This is a genomic window from Pseudomonas nitroreducens, assembly GCF_010994165.1.
GTDB classification, from domain to species: Bacteria; Pseudomonadota; Gammaproteobacteria; order Pseudomonadales; family Pseudomonadaceae; genus Pseudomonas; species Pseudomonas nitroreducens.
The window spans coordinates 46,735-64,004 of sequence record NZ_WMBX01000003.1 but is presented as its reverse complement, the minus strand read 5'-3'; the positions used below and the strand labels follow the sequence as shown (position 1 = coordinate 64,004).

13 protein-coding genes and 1 riboswitch are annotated in these 17,270 nt (G+C 68.4%); of the genes, 8 read left to right on the top strand and 5 right to left on the bottom strand.

The window, feature by feature from the left end:
• Positions 1–46 precede the first annotated feature (46 nt).
• Positions 47–1,099 carry a cobalamin biosynthesis protein CobW gene (gene cobW / locus GJV37_RS13650; RefSeq protein ID WP_170859979.1) on the top strand — a complete coding sequence of 351 codons (1,053 nt, stop codon included), beginning with the start codon at positions 47–49 and terminating at the stop codon, positions 1,097–1,099.
• A 111-nt stretch (positions 1,100–1,210) separates the two neighbouring features.
• Positions 1,211–4,942 (top strand): cobaltochelatase subunit CobN, encoded by a 3,732-nt coding sequence (gene cobN / locus GJV37_RS13645; protein WP_193452643.1) that lies wholly within the window; start codon positions 1,211–1,213, stop codon positions 4,940–4,942.
• 200 nt (positions 4,943–5,142) lie between these two features.
• Here cobN and GJV37_RS13640 read toward each other — a convergent pair whose 3' ends face one another.
• Positions 5,143–6,240, bottom strand: a complete 1,098-nt coding sequence (locus GJV37_RS13640; protein ID WP_193452642.1) for a 3-deoxy-7-phosphoheptulonate synthase — start codon at positions 6,238–6,240, stop codon at positions 5,143–5,145.
• Positions 6,241–6,820: 580 nt separating this feature from the next.
• Here GJV37_RS13640 and GJV37_RS13635 point away from each other — a divergent pair.
• Together GJV37_RS13635 and GJV37_RS13630 are read left to right on the top strand one after the other, a co-directional pair.
• Positions 6,821–7,828: a magnesium chelatase ATPase subunit I gene (locus tag GJV37_RS13635; protein WP_170859976.1), complete on the top strand. Its 1,008-nt coding sequence runs from the start codon at positions 6,821–6,823 to the stop codon at positions 7,826–7,828.
• Positions 7,825–8,490, top strand: coding sequence for a vWA domain-containing protein (locus tag GJV37_RS13630; RefSeq protein WP_240157960.1), 666 nt, complete (start codon positions 7,825–7,827; stop codon positions 8,488–8,490). Before GJV37_RS13635 ends, GJV37_RS13630 begins: the two co-directional genes overlap by 4 nt.
• Before the next feature lie 82 nt (positions 8,491–8,572).
• Here the strand turns inward: GJV37_RS13630 and GJV37_RS13625 are convergent, their stop codons facing one another.
• From GJV37_RS13625 to GJV37_RS13610, 4 genes are all read right to left on the bottom strand, one after another.
• Complete coding sequence (locus GJV37_RS13625) at positions 8,573–9,196, bottom strand: glutathione S-transferase family protein (protein WP_024767461.1); 624 nt, start codon at positions 9,194–9,196, stop codon at positions 8,573–8,575.
• Between the two features lie 138 nt (positions 9,197–9,334).
• Positions 9,335–10,063 (bottom strand): cobalt-precorrin-6A reductase, encoded by a 729-nt coding sequence (locus GJV37_RS13620; RefSeq protein WP_170859975.1) that lies wholly within the window; start codon positions 10,061–10,063, stop codon positions 9,335–9,337.
• Positions 10,060–11,157, bottom strand: coding sequence for a cobalt-precorrin-5B (C(1))-methyltransferase (locus GJV37_RS13615; protein ID WP_170859974.1), 1,098 nt, complete (start codon positions 11,155–11,157; stop codon positions 10,060–10,062). The genes GJV37_RS13620 and GJV37_RS13615 overlap by 4 nt, the downstream gene beginning before the upstream one ends.
• A 2-nt stretch (positions 11,158–11,159) precedes the next feature.
• Positions 11,160–12,371, bottom strand: coding sequence for a bifunctional cobalt-precorrin-7 (C(5))-methyltransferase/cobalt-precorrin-6B (C(15))-methyltransferase (locus GJV37_RS13610; protein ID WP_038803585.1), 1,212 nt, complete (start codon positions 12,369–12,371; stop codon positions 11,160–11,162).
• Positions 12,372–12,438: 67 nt separating this feature from the next.
• Positions 12,439–12,678, top strand: a riboswitch (cobalamin riboswitch).
• A gap of 77 nt (positions 12,679–12,755) precedes the next feature.
• On the opposite strand from GJV37_RS13610, the gene cobG reads away from it, so the two are divergent.
• From cobG to cobJ, 4 genes are read left to right on the top strand one after another with little or no spacing between them, the layout of a single operon-like run.
• Positions 12,756–14,111 (top strand): precorrin-3B synthase, encoded by a 1,356-nt coding sequence (gene cobG, locus GJV37_RS13605; protein ID WP_420875919.1) that lies wholly within the window; start codon positions 12,756–12,758, stop codon positions 14,109–14,111.
• Complete coding sequence (locus tag GJV37_RS13600; protein ID WP_084357979.1) at positions 14,104–14,730, top strand: precorrin-8X methylmutase; 627 nt, start codon at positions 14,104–14,106, stop codon at positions 14,728–14,730. Before cobG ends, GJV37_RS13600 begins: the two co-directional genes overlap by 8 nt.
• Complete coding sequence (locus GJV37_RS13595; RefSeq protein ID WP_170859972.1) at positions 14,730–15,470, top strand: precorrin-2 C(20)-methyltransferase; 741 nt, start codon at positions 14,730–14,732, stop codon at positions 15,468–15,470. The genes GJV37_RS13600 and GJV37_RS13595 overlap by 1 nt, the downstream gene beginning before the upstream one ends.
• A complete protein-coding gene (cobJ, locus tag GJV37_RS13590; RefSeq protein ID WP_170859971.1) occupies positions 15,470–17,119 on the top strand; it encodes a precorrin-3B C(17)-methyltransferase in 1,650 nt (549 codons plus the stop codon). The genes GJV37_RS13595 and cobJ overlap by 1 nt, the downstream gene beginning before the upstream one ends.
• The last annotated feature ends 151 nt before the right edge of the window (positions 17,120–17,270 follow it).

Genomic DNA, 17,270 nt, shown 5'->3' with positions numbered 1-17,270 from the left:
CGCGCGCGCCCTTCATCCGCCTTCAACTTCCGCTTGCGAGGCGCGCATGAAAACCCTGGCCAAACTCCCCGTCACCATCGTCACCGGCTTCCTTGGCGCCGGGAAGACCACCCTGCTCCGCCACATGCTGGACAACGCCGAAGGCCGCCGCATCGCGGTGATCGTCAACGAGTTCGGCGAGCTGGGCATCGACGGCGACATCCTCAAGCAGTGCTCCATCGGTTGCAGCGAAGAAGAAGCGGTCGGCCGCGTCTTCGAGCTGGCCAACGGCTGCCTGTGCTGCACCGTGCAGGAAGAATTCTTCCCGGTGATGCGCGAGCTGGTGGCGCGCCGTAGCGACCTCGACCAGATCCTCATCGAGACCTCCGGCCTGGCCCTGCCCAAGCCGCTGGTGCAGGCCTTCCAGTGGCCGGAAATCCGCAACGCCTGCACCGTTGACGCGGTGATCACCGTGGTCGACAGCCCGGCCGTGGCCGCCGGCACCTTCGCCGCCCATCCCGAGCAGGTCGACGAGCAGCGCCAGCAGGACCCGAACCTGGACCACGAATCGCCGCTGCATGAACTCTTCGAAGACCAGCTGGCCAGCGCCGACCTGGTGGTGCTGAACAAGGCCGACCTGCTGGACGCCGAAGCGCTCGCCCGCGTACGCGCCGAAGTCGCCGAGGAACTGCCGCCGGCGGTGAAGATCGTCGAAGCCAACTCCGGCCAGTTGCCGCTCTCCGTGCTGCTGGGGCTGAACGCCGAGGCCGAGCTGCACATCGACAGCCGCCCGACGCATCATGACCACGAGGGCCATGAAGATCATGACCACGACGAGTTCGACTCCTTCCACGTCGATCTGCCGGAAGTGGAAGAGCGCGCCCTGCTCGATGCACTGAACGCACTGGTCGAACGTCACGCCGTGCTGCGCATCAAGGGCTTCGTCGCCATCCCCGGCAAGCCCATGCGCCTGCTGGTGCAAGGCGTCGGCAAGCGCTTCGACAAGCACTTCGACCGCGCCTGGCGCAGCGATGAAACCCGTAGCACGCGCCTGGTGGTGATCGGCCAGGAGCTGGACCAGGCCACTATCGCCAACGAGCTGCGCACCGCCCTCTCTTGATCATGTAGAAGCGAGCTTGCTCGCGAACAAACCTCCGCAGCGGGGCATGGTTCGCGAGCAAGGACTAGGCGTCCCCCTCGGTCCTACAAAAGCAATCTATCGAGCAAGCCCATGCACCTGCTGCGCACCCAACCCGGCGGCTTCGTCCCCGACGACGGCATCGCCGACCTGGCCCAGACGCCCGCCGAGCTGGTGATTCTCTGCAGCGGCGATTCGCACCTGGCGCTGCTCGCCGAGGCCGCCCGCGAGCTGCCGGAGGATTACCCGAGCCTGCGCCTGGCCAACCCCATGCAACTGCAGAACCACGCCTCGGTGGACCTCTACGTCGACGTGGTGCTGCAGCACGCCAAGGTCATCCTGATCTCGGTACACGGCGGCGTCGGCTACTGGCGCTACGGCATGGAGCAACTGGCGGCATTGGCCGAACGCGGCGTCACGCTGATCGCGGTACCCGGCGACGACAAGCCCGACCCCGAATTGGCCGCGCTCTGCAGCGTTGCGCCGCAGGACGCCGAGCGCCTCTGGCAGTACCTGCGCCAGGGCGGCCTGGACAATGCCCGGCAGTTCTTCGCCTGCCTCGCCACGCGCCATCTGCAACGCGACTACCCGTGGAGCGAGCCGCAGACGCTGCCGCGCGTCGCGCTGTATCACCCGCAGACCGGCAGTTGCGACCTCGCCCGCTGGCAGGCCGACTGGCACCCGGAGTGCCCGGTGGCCGCCTTGCTGATCTATCGCACGCACCTGCAGGCGGCGAATACCGGCTTCATCGATACCTTCTGCGAGCACCTGCAGGCCCACGGCATCAATCCGCTACCCATCGCCGTCGCCAGCCTCAAGGAAGCTGCGTGCCTGGAAGCGGTGGAAAACCTGCTCGATAGCGCCGACGCCGAACTGATCATCAATACCACGGGCTTCGCCCAGTCGAACCCGGAAGCGCCGCAGGACCGACCGTTCCGCCGCGACGTGCCGGTGCTGCAAGCCATCTGCTCACTGGACAACCTCGACCTCTGGCGCGCCAACCCGCAGGGTCTAGGCCCGCGCGACCTGGCCATGCACATCGCGCTGCCGGAGCTGGATGGCCGCCTCATCACCCGGCCGATCAGCTTCAAGGGCCTGGCCTGGCGCAGCGAGCGCAGCCAGAGCGACGTGGTCTGCTACCTGCCGCACCGGCCGGGCATGGATTTCGTCGCCGAACTGGCGCGGCGCTGGATGCTTCTGGCGCGCAAGGCAAACGCTGACAAGCGCGTGGCGCTTGTCCTGGCCAACTATCCAACCCGCGACGGGCGCATCGGCAATGGCGTGGGCCTCGACACGCCCGCCGCCGCTCTGAACATTCTGCGTGCGCTGGAGGGCCAGGGTTATCCGATCGCCGGCCTGCCCGATTCCGGCACGGCGCTGATCCAGCAACTGCTCGGCGGCGTCAGCAACGACCTGGACAGCCTCGACCTGCGTCCCTGCGCGCAGAGCCTGGCACTGGACGACTACCTCGCCTGCTTCGCGCGCCTGCCCGAGGCCAACCAGCAAGCCGTGCGCGAGCGCTGGGGCGAGCCGCAGCAGGACCCGATGTTCCGCAGCGGCCGGATGATGGTCGCCGGCCTGCGCTTGGGCCTGGGCTTCGTCGGCATCCAGCCGGCGCGCGGCTACCAGCTCGACGCAGCAGCGATCTACCACGATCCGTCACTGGTGCCGCCCCACGGCTACCTCGCCTTCTACTTCTGGCTGCGCGACGTGTTCGGCGCCGACGCGCTGGTCCACGTCGGCAAGCACGGCAACCTCGAATGGCTGCCCGGCAAGGGCGTCGGGCTCTCGGAGGAGTGCTGGCCGGACGCGATCCTCGGCCCGCTGCCCAACCTCTACCCGTTCATCGTCAACGACCCCGGCGAAGGCGCGCAGGCCAAGCGCCGCGCCCAGGCGGTGATCATCGACCACCTGATGCCGCCGCTGACCCGCGCGGAAAACTACGGCCCCCTGCGCGACCTCGAACGCCTGGCCGACGAGTACCACGACGCCTCCCTGCTCGACCCGCGCCGCGCCAACGAACTGCGCGGCGACATCCTCACGCTGGTACGCGACACCGCGCTGGACCGCGAGCTGGGCTTGCAGTTGAGCGACGACCCGGAAAGCTGGTTGCCGCAGTTGGACGCCTACCTGTGCGACCTCAAGGAATCACAGATTCGCGATGGCCTGCATGTGTTCGGCGAATCGCCGGTGGGCGAACTGCGCCGTGACACACTGCTGTCGCTGGTGCGCATTCCACGGGGCGACGGACGCGGCGGCAACGCCAGCCTGCTGCGGGCGCTGAGCGAAGACCTGAAGCTTGGCCGCGATCCGCTGGACGAAGCTTTCGCCGAGCCGTGGGAAGGTCCGCGCCCTGATGTGCTGACCGCCGTCAGCGACGAACCCTGGCGCAGCAACGGCGACACCCGCGAGCGCCTGGAGCTGTTCGCCCTGCGCCTGATCGATGGTTCCGCCAGCGCTCCCGGAAGCTCGAGCACGGCGGTCCTCGCGCAACTGCACCAGCAGATCGCGCCAACCCTCGACGCCTGCGGCGCCAGCGAGATCGGCCACCTGCTCGCCGGCCTCGCCGGCCGCTTCGTCCCGCCCGGCCCCAGCGGCGCGCCCAGCCGTGGGCGGGTCGACGTGCTGCCCACCGGGCGCAACTTCTTCACCGTGGACGTGCGCAACCTGCCCACGTCCACCGCCTTCCGCCTCGGCTTCCAGTCGGCCAGCCGCCTGCTCGAACGCCACCTGCAGGACCACGGCGACCACCTGCGCCAGCTCGGCCTGTCGGTGTGGGGCACGGCGACCATGCGCACCGGCGGCGACGATATCGCCCAGGCGCTCGCGCTGCTCGGCGTGCGCCCGGTGTGGCAGGCCGGCAGCCAGCGCGTGGAGGATTTCGAGATCCTGCCGATCAGCCTGCTCAACCGCCCACGGGTGGACGTGACGCTGCGGGTATCCGGCTTCTTCCGCGATGCCTTCGCCAACCTGATCCGCCTGTTCGACGCCGCCGTGCAGGCCGTCGCCGCGCTGGACGAGCCGGACGACCTGAACCCGCTGGCCGCCCGGGTGCGTGCCGATCAGGCACGCCTGCTGAGCGAAGGCCTGGAAAGCGACGAGGCCCGCCGCCAGGCCGGCTGGCGCATCTTCGGTGCGCAACCCGGCGCGTACGGTGCCGGCGTGCAGGGCGTGATCGAGTCGCGCCAGTGGGACAGCCGCGCCGACCTCGCCGAGGCCTACCTGAACTGGGGCGGCTACGCCTACGGAGCCGGCGACGACGGCACCCCGGCGCGCGAGCGCTTCGCCCAGCGCCTGTCCGGCCTGCAGGCGGTGCTGCACAACCAGGACAACCGCGAGCACGACATCCTCGATTCCAACGATTACTACCAGTTCCAGGGCGGCATGCTCGCCGCCGCCGAGGTCATCCAGGGGCAATCACTTTCCAGCTACCACGGCGACCACAGCCAGCCGGACAACCCGCGCATCCGTACCCTCAAGGAAGAACTCGGCCGCGTGGTGCGTTCCCGTGCGGTGAACCCGAAATGGATCGCCGGGATGAAGCGCCACGGCTACAAGGGCGCCTTCGAACTGGCCGCGACGGTGGACTACCTGTTCGCCTTCGACGCCACCAGCGAACTGGTCGACGACCACCAGTACCGCCTGCTGGCCGACGCCTACCTGCTGGACGACGACACCCGCGAGTTCATCCGCCAGCACAACCCCGAAGCCCTGCGCGACATCGCCGAACGCCTGGTGGAGGCACAGCAGCGCGGGTTGTGGGAAGAGCCGGGGGAGTACCGCGAGACGCTGGAGAATCTGCTGGTGGATAGTGAAGAGCAGTGAGGGATTCCCAGCTGGCGTAGGGGCGGACTCCGTCCGCGATAGGATTGCCGCGCGCCGGATACCATCGCGGACGAAGTCCCCTCCTACACAAGTGCGGAGTGGCGCATTGACCTGTAGGAGCGAGCTTGCTCGCGAACCCGCCCAGCTTCGAAGCGGCCGGGAAACTCGTTCGCGAGCAAGCTCGCTCCTGCAGGAAAGCCTCAACCGCGACGCAGGCGCTGCGCCGCGTTCAGCAACAACGCCTCGGTACCGCTCCAGCCCAGGCAGCCATCAGTGATCGATACGCCGTAGCGCAGCTCGCCGGACAGCGGCTGGCAGCCGTCGAACAGGTGACTCTCCAGCATCACACCACGCAGCGAGCCGTCGCCGGCCAGGCGCTGGTCAAGTACGCTGTCCAGCACCGCCGGCTGGCGCAGCGGGTCCTTGCCGCTGTTGGCGTGGCTGCAATCGACCATGATGCTCGGATCGAGGCCGAGCTTTTCCAGCCCCTGGCGAATCTGCTGCACGCTGGCCACATCGAAGTTCGGCCCGGCGTGGCCGCCGCGCAGCACCAGATGGGTGTCCGGGTTGCCCTGGGTCTGTACCAGCGAAGGCCGGCCCAGCGCATCGATGCCGAAGTGCTGGTGCGGGTGCGCGGCCGAACGCATGGCATCGGTGGCGATGCCGATGCTGCCGTCGGTGCCGTTCTTGAAGCCCACCGGCAGATCGAGACCACTGACCATCTCGCGGTGCACCTGGGATTCGCTGGTGCGCGCGCCGATGGCGGCCCAGCCCAGCAGGTCGTCGAAGTAGCCGGCCACCAGCGGTTGCAGCAGTTCGGTGGCGACCGGCAGGCCGCGTTCGAGCATGCCCAGCATCAGCCGGCGCGACAGCTCCAGGCCGCCGGCCATGTCGCCGCTGCCGTCCAGCTGCGGGTCGTAGACCAGGCCTTTCCAGCCGATGGTCGTACGCGGTTTCTCGACGTAGGCGCGCATCACCAGCAGCAACTGGTCGCTCACTTGCGGGGCGAGTTCGGCGAGGCGGTCGGCGTATTCGAGGGCGGAAACGGGGTCATGCAGCGAGCAGGGGCCGATCACCACCAGCAGGCGCGGGTCGCGGCCATCGAGTACGGCGCGGATCGCCTCGCGGCCTTCGCGGACACGGTGGGCCATGGCGGCGGACAGCGGCAGGTGCTGGCGCAGTTCGGCGGGGCTCGGCAGCGGCTGTTCGCGGCGGCGAGCGGAGGGCAGCGGCAGGTCGAGGACTTCGGCGGTGGCTGCGTGTGCTTGGCGGATCAGGGTGGAAGTGGAAGCGTTCATCTGACTGGCATCCTTGGCCGGCGCGGTGGTCGTTCCGCGCTCGGCGCTCTATCTAAGTGTTCGTGGCAAGGCTCGTTGGGTGGCACGCAGCGCGCTGCTAAATCGCCAGTCGGAGTTGCGGTAATAGCGGTAGTCGGTGGTGTAGGCGGTCATGTCTCGATCCTCTGTCTGAGCGTTTTCGCTCGTTTCAATGCGTTGGGCCTTGTGGGCTTTGAAAAACAAAAACCCCGGTCGGGTTGCCGACCGGGGTTTTGGGAAACTGTCTGGTTGGCGACCCTGCTTGCTAGGGCGCCTGTGGGGTATCAGGCGCGCCTTTGGCTAAACCAATACCCATAGAAGAAATAACCGGCAGCAGCGGCCAGGACCTGCGCACGAGCATCCACGGAGCCAATGGCACCGAGGCGGGCGAGGGACTGGACGGGCAAGCTGGACGGCATGATGTTCTCCGTGGAAGTAGAGCCAAGTTACTGCATCGTGGCGTGCCGATCAATGACTTGGCTCTATCGTTCTGATGGACATTGGTCGCACCTCCTACGCCCGGTTCGCTACCATGCACGGACGAAATCCGCAGGAATCCCCCATGAGCGCCCTTCCCCACTTCCCCCTGGCCGCCGTCGTCGGCGCCGATGAGCTGAAGCTGGCCCTGTGCCTGGCGGCCATCGACCCCGCCATCGGTGGCGTGCTGATCGAAGGGCCACGCGGGATGGCCAAGTCCACCCTGGCGCGCGGCGTCGCCGATCTGCTGGACGGCGGGCGCTTCGTCACCCTGCCGCTGGGCGCCAGCGAGGAACGCATTGTCGGCACCCTCGACCTGGATGCGGCGCTGGGCGAAGGTCGCGCGCAGTTCTCCCCTGGCGTGCTGGCCCACGCCCACGGCGGCGTGCTCTATGTGGATGAAGTGAACCTGCTGCCCGACCACCTCGTCGACCTGCTGCTCGACGTGGCTGCCAGCGGGGTCAACCTGATCGAGCGCGACGGCCTGTCCCATAGTCACCCCGCGCGCTTCGTGCTGATCGGCACCATGAACCCCGAGGAAGGCGAGTTGCGCCCGCAACTGCTGGATCGCTTCGGCCTCAAGGTGCAACTGCACGGCACCCCGGCGCCGACCGAGCGCGCCGAGATCGTTCGCCGCCGGCTGGCCTTCGATGCCGATCCGCAGGCCTTCCTCTTTCAGTGGCAAGGCGCACAGCAAGCGCTGCAACAGCGCTGTGTCGATGCCCGGCAAGGCCTTACCGCGATTGCGCTGGATGATGCTGCATTGAACGAGATCGCCGAGCGCTGCCACGCCGCCGGCGTCGATGGCCTGCGCGCCGATCTGGTCTGGTTGCGCGCAGCCCGTGCCCACGCCGCCTGGCGCGGCGCCAACGCCATCGAGGCGCAGGACATCGAGGCGGTGGAACACTTCGCCCTCGCCCATCGTCGCCGCCCTGCACCAGCGCAATCGGCAACGCCGCAGCAACCTTCGTCCAGGCAGGCGCAAGCACCGTCCAACGCTTCCAACGGCGAAGGCCAATGGGGTGAACTCCCCGCCCAGAACGTCACGATGGGCGAGCGCCGACAGTTGCCGGGCTGGCCAAAAAAGCCCTGAGCATCCGCCCGCGCCAGGCCCCAGGCGCGGATGCCAACCCCCGACCCGGCCAACTTGCGGGAGGCCGCGGCGGCGCCCGTCAGCCGGGCGCGCACGGCCGCATCGACTGGCTCGCGACCCTGCGCAATGGCCGCCCGCAACGCCGCGCCGACCTGGTACTGCGCGCCCGCAGCCGCAAGCCCAGCGAACTCTGGCTGGTGATAGTCGACGCCTCAGCCAGCACCCGTCGCCACGGCGCCCTCGCACAGGCCAAGGGGCTGCTCGCCGACACCTTCGAACAGGCCTATCGCCAACGCGCGCGTCTCGCCGTGCTGCATGCCACCGGCGCACAGCCGCGCTGGTTGTGGCAGGGCCAGAAGGCATCGAGTCAGCTTCAGGTGTGGCTGGAGCAACTTGGAGCCGGCGGCGGCACCCCGCTGATCGAAGCGCTTGAGCAAGCCCGCGAATGGCTGGACAAGCGCCAGAGACAGAAGCCGGGTGAACATCAGCGCCTGTTGGTGCTGACCGATGGCCGATTGCGCGACTGGCCGGCGCTGCAGCCGATGAGCTGTCCGACGGTGCTGGTGGATATCGAGGGTGGCGCGGTGCGACTTGGTCGCGCAGAAAAACTGGCGCAGGAGCTGGGCGCGGAGTATCGGCCTATTGGTGAACTCCCTGCTTGAGCTACCGAGAGCCCCTCACCCTAGCCCTCTTCCAGAGGGAGAGGGCTAGGGGTCGTCCCCTGGCACCGATTTTCCGCTGATCTCAAGGTTCCCCATTGCGCCCATGCAACAGGAACCCCGGCCGCTCGCTCAGCCGCTCGTAGTAGGCGGCAACTGCGGGCAGTTCCGGGCGCTGCATGGGCGTCAGGTACCAGCGGTTCACCGACAGGCCAAGGACGACGTCGGCAAGGCTGAAGCAGGCGCCGGTGACGAAGGCACCGGTGCGCTCCAGCTGCCGGTCCAGCAGGGACATGCAATGGTTCCACTGCGCCTCGCTCAGGGCGATGGCGGATTCGTCGGTATGGCTGGGGCTGTTGCGCACACGGGCCATGAATACATAGCGCCAGGCATTGTTCAGTTCGGTGGCCTGCCACCCCATCCATTGCTCCACCAGCGCGCGCTCGCGGGGCGAGTTGGGCAGCAGTTCATCGAGCGGATACTGGCTGGCGAGATAGCTGCAGATGGCGTTGGACTCCCAGAGCACGAAGTCGCCGTCGACAAGCACCGGCACCATGGCATTGGGGTTGAGTGCGATGAACTCAGCCGAAGCCGTGGAGCGAAAGCCCGAGCCCCAGTCCTCCCGTTCGTACGGCAGGTTCAGTTCGGCGCAGGTCCAGAGCACCTTGCGCACATTGATCGATGAAGCGCGGCCGAGAATTCGCAGCATGGTGTCACTCCCTGTGAAATCCGGGGCCCAGCATAGAGGCGCGCCGGCCACCGGAGAAGCTTCATGACGGTTCTGCAGGAGCGAGCCTGCTCGCGAACCATGACGACGCTGTGAACGCTCCTCGTTCGATGCGTTCCCTCATTCCGCCAGCAGGCGTTCCAGCGCCTCCCACAGCGACTCAACGCTGTCGAACTCCCGCGCCACGAGCGGCAACGCCGGGCGCGCCAGAATCAGTACCGGCACGCCCCGCTCGCGAGCGACCTGCAGCTTCGGCTCGGTGGCCTGGCTGCCGCTGTTCTTGCTGATCAGCACGTCGGTACCCAACCGCGCGAACAGCTCGCGCTCGCCCTCCAGGGTGAACGGCCCGCGGGCGCCCAGTACTTCGGCGCGCGGATTACCTGGGAGGTTTTGCAGACAGCGCACCGTCCAGTGCTGGTGGGCGGGAATTTCATCGAGGTGCTCCAGCGGCTCACGCCCCAGGGTGAACAGCGGACGGCGAAAATCCTTCAGTGCGCTGATCAACCCAGGCCAATCGGCGACCTCGCGCCAATCATCGCCAGCACCCGACTGCCAGCCGGGCCGCCGCAGCGCCCAGCACGGCACACCGGCCAGCCCCGCAGCACGGGCGGCGCTGGCGCTGATCTGCGCAGCATAGGGATGGGTCGCATCGAGCAGGAGGTCGAAGCCCTGTTCGCGGATGAATCCGGCCAGGCCTTCGGCGCCACCGTAGCCACCCACGCGCACTTCGCAGGCGAGGTCGTCCGGCACCTTGCCGAGGCCGGCCAGGCTGTAGAGATGCTGCGGTCCCAGCCGTCGCGCGATAGCCAGCGCCTCACCGATTCCGCCCAGCAGGAGGACCCGTTTCATCTCACCTCCAGCGCCTCGCCCACCAGGTTGCCCTGGCGGTCGATGGCGAAGACTTCCAGCGTTACTTCAAGGGGCACGATACGCCGGGCGAAGGCCAGCGCCCGGGCGCACACCGCATCGCCCAGGGCGATGCCCTCGGCACGGCACAGCGCCAGCGCCTGCTGGCTGGTGTTGGCCTCGCGCATGCGTTGCTGCAGGTCTGCCGAAGCCCCGATCCCGGCGCCCCACTCGGCCAGTTGCGGCAGGTCGATGCTGGAGTGGCGGCTGTGCAGGTCCATGTGGCCGGCGGCGAGCTTGCTGATCTTGCCGAAGCCGCCGCAGACGCTGAAGCGCTCCACCGGCACCTTGCGCAGGTGCTTGAGCGCGGCGCCGGCGAAGTCGCCCATCTCGATCAGCGCGGTGTCGTCGAAACCGTAGCGACGGCGCATGGCGTCCTCGCTGGCGTTGCCGGTGCAGGCGGCAAGATGGCGGAAGCCGTTGGCGCGGGCGACGTCGATACCCTGCTGGATCGAGGCGATGTAGGCCGAGCAGGAGAACGGTCGGACGATGCCGGTGGTGCCGAGAATCGACAGACCGCCGAGGATGCCCAGGCGCGGGTTCATGGTCTTCTGCGCCAGCTCGGCGCCGCCCTCGATATGGATCGTCACCTCGAAGCCGCCGGCATAGCCACATTCGGCCGCCAGCGCGGCGAGGTTGTCACGCATCATCTGCCGCGGCACCGGGTTGATCGCCGGCTCGCCCACCGGCAGCACCAGCCCGGGTTTGGTCACCGTGCCGACACCGTCCCCGGCATGAAAACGCACACCCGGCTCATCGCTCAGCACGACACGGGCAAATACCAGCGCGCCATGGGTCACGTCCGGGTCGTCGCCGGCGTCCTTCAGCGTGCCGGCTTCGGCACCTTCAGCAGTAAGCCGGCAGAACTCCAGGCGCAGGGTCGCGCAACGCGCCTTGGGCAGGGCGATCTGCGCGGCATCCAGCGCTTCACCGGTGAGCAGCAGGCGTGCTGCCGCGAGGCTGGTGGCCGTAGCACAACTGCCGGTGGTGTAGCCGCTGCGCAGCGGGCGTGGCTGCTCCGGGGTTTCTTCGCGCATGCTCACTCGGCCAGCGGCTTCCAGACTTCCAGCAAAGTGATCGGCAGCGCCGCGCGCCAGGTGTCGAAGCCACCCAGCGGCTGGGCCTGGGACACCGACAGGCGGGTCAGCTCGCCACCGATGCGCGCGCGCCAGCTCAGCAGCATGGATTCGCTCTGCAGGGTGACGGCATTGGCCACCAGGCGGCCGCCGGGTTTGAGCTGCTCCCAGCACTGGTCGAATACGCCGGGCAGGGTCACGCCGCCGCCGATGAAGATCGCATCCGGACGCTCCAGCCCCTGCAGTGCTTCCGGCGCGGCGCCGCAGACCAGTTGCAGCGCCGGTACGCCGAGGGCATCGCGATTGAAGCGGATGTGCTCCTGGCGCCCTTCGTTGGCTTCGATGGCCAGCGTGCGGCAGCTCGGATGTGCGCGCATCCATTCGATGCCGATGGAGCCGCAACCGGCGCCGACATCCCAGAGCAACTCGCCCGGTTTCGGCGCCAGCCGCGCCAGGGTCACGGCGCGTACATCGCGCTTGGTCAACTGACCGTCGTGGCGATAGTCATCGTCGCGCAGGCCGACAGTGAGCGGCAGGCGCTGCGCGTGTTCACCGGCGATGCACTGCACCGCCAGCAGATTCAGCGCAGCCGCCTGCGCCAGCGACCAGTCATTCGCCAGACCATCGATGCGTCGTTCGTGGTCGCCGCCCAGGTGCTCCAGCACGCTGAGCCGGCTCGCAGCAAACCCCCGCTCGCGCAACAGCGCAGCAACGGCCGCAGGACTGTCGCCGTCATTGCTGAGGATCAACAGCTTCACACCGTCGTGAATCTGCGCATTGAGCGCCGCCAATGGCCGCGCCACCAGCGACAGCAACGTGCAGTCCTGCAATGCCCAGCCCATCCGTGCGGCAGCCAGCGAGGCGGAGGACGGAGCGCAAAGCACGCGCATTTCCTCGGCCGGAACCTGGCGGGCCAGGCTTGCGCCGACGCCGAACCACATCGGGTCGCCGCTGGCCAGCACGCAGGTCGGCTCGCCGCGCCGGCGCAGCACCGGCTCCAGGCTGAACGGGCTCGGCCAGGCTTGGCGGTTGGCGCGCAGGCAGTGCGGCAGCAGCTCCAGCTGGCGCGGCGCGCCGATCACTTCGCTGGCGGCGAGCAGGGCACGGCGCGCGGCCTTGCCGAGGCCGGCGTAACCGTCCTCGCCGATGCCGACGATGGTCAGCCAGGGCGTCATGAAAATTCCTCGAGAGTGCGACGATCGATCCGACGGGCAGGCTTTTCCTGCCTTCGGGCAAAGCAGGCATAATACCCGCTTCGTCGGTGCTCGTAGGACGCTTCGCCCCTATCGGTGAGGTTTCCGGGAGCCGAAGAGGGAACACGGTTAAGCCGTGGCTGCCCCCGCAACTGTAAGCAGCGAGTCCGCGCATTGCGGCGCCACGGGACAACGTTCCGTGCCGCCGGCCAGGCCACTGGGCAACCGGGAAGGCCGCGCTGGATGAGGACCTGCCAGCCAGGAGACCTGCCGACGAAACCAGTCGCGTGTGCAGACATCGAGCGGGGTGTATCGGTGTCGTGAAGTCCCCTGTGGGGATTCGCAGGTCACCGCGACCCAGCCCTGGTGACCTCAGTGCAAGACACATCCGCTCTGCCCGTCCGCCCGCATGCCTGCCCCGGCCTGCTGCGCATCGTGGCCTCCCGCGATGGCGGCATCTGCCGCATCAAGCTGCCCTGTGGGCAGCTCGACGCCCACGCTGCGCGAGCCATTGCCCAGGCCGCCGAGCGCCATGCCGATGGCGTGCTGGAAGCGACCAACCGCGCCAATCTGCAGATTCGCGGCGTGCATGCTGGCGCTGAAAATGCGCTGAGCCATGAATTGTTGAACGCCGGCCTCGGCCCGCGTGAATTGGCGTCGGATGATGTGCGCAATCTGCTGGTCAGCCCGGCGCTCGGCCTCGACGCCGCCACGGCTTTCGACGCTGCTCCGCTGGCCCGCCAACTGCTCGACCTGCTGGAGCGCACCCCGCGCTTCCATGGCCTGTCGCCCAAGTTCGGCATCCAGCTCGACGGTGGCGAAGCCCTGGCAATGCTGGAGCACCCCAACGATCTCTGGCTGTCGGCGATGTCTGACGACGCAGCACCGCTGTTCGCCTTCGGCCTGGCCGGTTGTCCGCCACGCAACGAGACGGATCGCCCCGCCCTTGCCGCCGTCAGTGCCGAGCAGGTGCCGCTGCTGGTGGAAACCTTGCTGCAGCTGTTCCTCGACCTCGCCGGCGACGGCCAGACGCGCATGCGCCACCTGCGCGAAATGCTCGGCGACGAAGTGCTGCTGGAGCGCCTGCAGCAACGCCTGCCCTTTGCGCTGCAACTCGGACCCGCTGTGGATAACTGGCGGCGCCCTGCAGCACAGGCTTTCGGCCATCTCGGGATTCAGCCTCAGCGCCAGCCAGAAAGCACCATGGTCGGCGCGGGATTCGTCCTCGGCCGCCTCGACAGCGCCACACTGTTCGGCCTCGCCGATCTCGCCGAGCGCTTCAGTGGCGGGCAGCTGCGGCTGACACCCTGGCAAAGCCTGATCCTGCCGGAGGTGGCCCAGGTGGATGCCGCCGTTGCCCTCGGCGCACTGGGCGGCCTCGGCCTGGTGATCGACGCTGCGCGGCCGCTGTCGCGCATCGTCGCGTGCAGTGGCTCCAGCGGCTGTGCGCGCGGGCTGGCCGATACCAAGGCCGATGCCTTGCGCCTCGCCGAACGCCTGCGCCACGCGCCACCAGCCGGCGTGCATCTGTGCGGCTGCCCACGCTCCTGCGCCGCCGCCCATGTCGCCCCCTACACCCTGCTGGCCGTCGCCGACGGCCGTTATGACCTGTTCCGTCGCGCCGATGGCGTGGCCGGCTTCGGCCAGCCGCTGGCGCGCAACCTTTCCCTCGATGCCGCCGGCGACCTGCTGGCCGCACCTGGAGACTCCATCGATGCTTGATTACATTCGCGACGGCCAGGCGATCTATCGCCAATCCTTCGCCACCATCCGCGCCGAAGCCGACCTCACCGGCATCCCGGCCGACCTGGAGAAACTGGCCGTGCGCGTGATCCACGCCTGCGGCATGGTCGACGTGGTGCAGGACCTGCGCTTCTCCGCAGGCGCCGGTGCCATCGGCCGCGCGGCGCTGGCCGCGGGCGCGCCGATCCTCTGCGATGCGCGGATGGTCGCCGAGGGCATCACCCGCGCGCGCCTGCCGGCACACAACGAGGTGATCTGCACACTCAACGATCCGAACGTCCCGACGCTCGCCCGCGAGCTGGGCAACACCCGCTCGGCGGTGGCCCTGGAGCACTGGCGCGAGCACCTCGAAGGCGCCGTGGTGGTGATCGGCAACGCGCCGACCGCCCTCTTCTACCTGCTGGAAATGCTCGACGCCGGCGCACCGAAACCGGCACTGATCCTCGGCTTCCCGGTGGGCTTCGTCGGCGCCATGGAGTCCAAGGATGCACTGGCCGCCGACAGCCGTGGCGTACCCTACGTGATCGTCCGCGGTCGTCGTGGCGGCAGCGCGATGGCGGCCGCGGCGGTGAACGCACTCGCCACGGAGGTGGAGTGATGGCCGGCCGCCTGATCGGCCTGGGCGTCGGCCCGGGCGACCCGGAACTGCTGACCCTCAAGGCGCTGCGCCTGCTGCGCGCGTCCCCGGTGATCGGCTACTTCGTGGCCAAGGCCAAGCACCACGCAGGCCAGGGCGGCAATGCCTTCGCCATCATCGAGGAGCACCTGCTGGAAACTCAGCAGCGTCTGCCGCTGGTGTACCCGGTGACCACCGAAAAGCTCGAACCGCCGCTGACCTACGAAGGCGTGATCAGCGACTTCTACGACACCGCTGCCGCCCAGGTGGCCGAGCATCTGGACGCCGGCCGTGACGTCGCGGTGATCTGCGAGGGCGATCCCTTTTTCTACGGCTCGTACATGTACCTGCACGACCGCCTTTCGGATCGGTATGACACCGAAGTCGTACCCGGCGTCTGCTCGATGCTCGGCAGTGCGGCCGTACTCGGCGTGCCACTGGTGTACCGCAACCAGAGCCTCTCGGTGCTCTCCGGCGTGTTGCCGGAAGACGAACTCAAGCGCCGCCTGGCCGACGCCGACGCGGCCGTGGTGATGAAGCTCGGCCGCAATTTCGACAAGGTCCGCCGCGTGCTGCGCGAGCTGGGCCGCGACGACGGCGCGCACTACGTCGAACGCGCGACCATGCGCGAGCAGCGTATCGTCGCGCTGGATGACGTGGACCCGATGGCGTCGCCCTACTTCTCGATGATCGTCATCCCCGGCCAGCGGTGGAACGGCTGATGCGCACCGCTATCGTCATTCTCGGCCAGGGCGCACTGGCCACTGCCCGGCGCCTGCAGAAGGTTTATCCACAGGCGCGCGTGATGGGCCTGAAGGACCGAGTTGAAGGCGCCGACGAGTCCTACGCGACCTTCGGCGATACCCTGCGCCAGCTCTACCGCGACGACACCCCGATCATCGCCCTGTGCGCTGCTGGCATCGTCATCCGTACCCTTGCCCCGCTGCTCGTGGAGAAGGGCGCGGAACCGCCGGTGCTGGCCGTCGCCGAAGACGGCAGCGCCGTGGTGCCGCTGCTCGGCGGACTCGGCGGGGTGAATCGCATCGCCCGCGAAATCGCCACCGCACTGGAAGTGGCGCCAGCCATCACCACCAGCGGCGAGCTGCGATTCGGCGCCTGCCTGCTCGATCCGCCGCAGGGCTACGCGCTGGCGGACATCGAGCAGGGCAAACGCTTCGTCTCCGACCTGCTGGGCGGCGACACGCTGCGCATCGAAGGCGACGCTCCCTGGCTGGACAAGCTGGACCTGCCGCTGGCCGAAGACGCCGCGCATACCTTGCGCATCGATGCGGGCGCCGATGGCATCGCACACAACGAACTGCGCATCCACCCGCGCGTCGTGCTGGCTCATGTCACGCTGGTGGATTCGCATCTGCCTGAGCGCATCCACCAGGGCCTGGCGCAAGCCGGACTGGCAAAGGCATCGCTGGCGGCGGTCATCGCCCCACGCTGCCGCATGGCCGATCCGGCCCTGGCAGAGGCCGCCAGCGAGCTGGGCGTGCCGCTGCGCTTCATCGGCAACGACAGCGAGCTGCCGCCGCCCGTGCTGCACGGCGACTCCTTCCACCTGCACCGCGCCGCGACGCCGGTCGAAGCCCACAACATCGGCCAGCCACGCGGCAAGCTCAGCGTGATCGGCCTCGGCCCCGGCGCCAGCGACTTCATGATCCCCGCCGTGCGCCGCGCCCTGGACGAAGCCCAGGACCTGCTCGGCTACGAAACCTACGTGAAGATGGCCGAGCCGCTGCGCGAGGACCAGGTGCGCCACTGCACCGACAACCGCGAGGAAATGCAGCGCGCCCGCCACGCTTTCGAGCTGGCCGCCGGCGGGCGCCGGGTTGTCGTCATTTCCTCTGGCGACCCCGGCGTATTCGCCATGGCCGCCGCCGTGATGGAAGCCCTGCACGAGAGCGAAGACCCGCACTGGCATGGCGTGGAGCTGGAGGTGCTGCCGGGCGTATCCGCCGCTCTGGCCGCCGCCGCCAAGGCCGGGGCGCCGCTGGGGCACGATTTCTGTCTGATTTCCCTGTCGGACAACCTCAAGCCCTGGGAAACCATCGAGAAGCGCCTCGACCATGCCGGCGCCGCCGACCTGGCCATGGCCTTCTACAATCCGATCTCCAAGGCGCGACCGTGGCAGTTGGGGCGCGCGCTGGACATCGTCCGCCGCCACCGCACGCCGGGAACCCTGGTGGTGCTCGGCCGCGATATCGGTCGCCCGGCGGAGGCCCTGCGCGTCGTCAGTCTCGGCGAGCTGACCCCGGAGATGGTCGACATGCGCACCCTGGTGATCATCGGCTCGTCGCTGACCCGACGCTTCTCCCGTGCCGGCGGTGGTGACTGGGTGTATACGCCGCGCTGGTACCGCTGAGAAAAGGCACGAGGCCTGTTTGTAGGAGCGAGCTCGCTCGCGAACGGATTTCCCGGCAGCTCCGGTGCCGAACAGTTCGCGAGCAAGCTCGCTCCTACAGGAAACACCGGAGCCTCAGACATATCTTGCAAATGGCCATCGCCTTGTTGAA

Bases quoted from the DNA above. Each gene is read 5' to 3' on its own strand.
- cobW (WP_170859979.1), top strand. From the start codon at position 47: ATGAAAACCCTGGCCAAACTCCCCGTCACCATCGTCACCGGCTTCCTT.
- cobN (WP_193452643.1), top strand. From the start codon at position 1,211: ATGCACCTGCTGCGCACCCAACCCGGCGGCTTCGTCCCCGACGACGGC.
- GJV37_RS13640 (WP_193452642.1), bottom strand. From the start codon at position 6,240: ATGAACGCTTCCACTTCCACCCTGATCCGCCAAGCACACGCAGCCACC.
- GJV37_RS13635 (WP_170859976.1), top strand. From the start codon at position 6,821: ATGAGCGCCCTTCCCCACTTCCCCCTGGCCGCCGTCGTCGGCGCCGAT.
- GJV37_RS13625 (WP_024767461.1), bottom strand. From the start codon at position 9,196: ATGCTGCGAATTCTCGGCCGCGCTTCATCGATCAATGTGCGCAAGGTG.
- GJV37_RS13620 (WP_170859975.1), bottom strand. From the start codon at position 10,063: ATGAAACGGGTCCTCCTGCTGGGCGGAATCGGTGAGGCGCTGGCTATC.
- GJV37_RS13615 (WP_170859974.1), bottom strand. From the start codon at position 11,157: ATGCGCGAAGAAACCCCGGAGCAGCCACGCCCGCTGCGCAGCGGCTAC.
- GJV37_RS13610 (WP_038803585.1), bottom strand. From the start codon at position 12,371: ATGACGCCCTGGCTGACCATCGTCGGCATCGGCGAGGACGGTTACGCC.
- GJV37_RS13600 (WP_084357979.1), top strand. From the start codon at position 14,104: ATGCTTGATTACATTCGCGACGGCCAGGCGATCTATCGCCAATCCTTC.
- GJV37_RS13595 (WP_170859972.1), top strand. From the start codon at position 14,730: ATGGCCGGCCGCCTGATCGGCCTGGGCGTCGGCCCGGGCGACCCGGAA.
- cobJ (WP_170859971.1), top strand. From the start codon at position 15,470: ATGCGCACCGCTATCGTCATTCTCGGCCAGGGCGCACTGGCCACTGCC.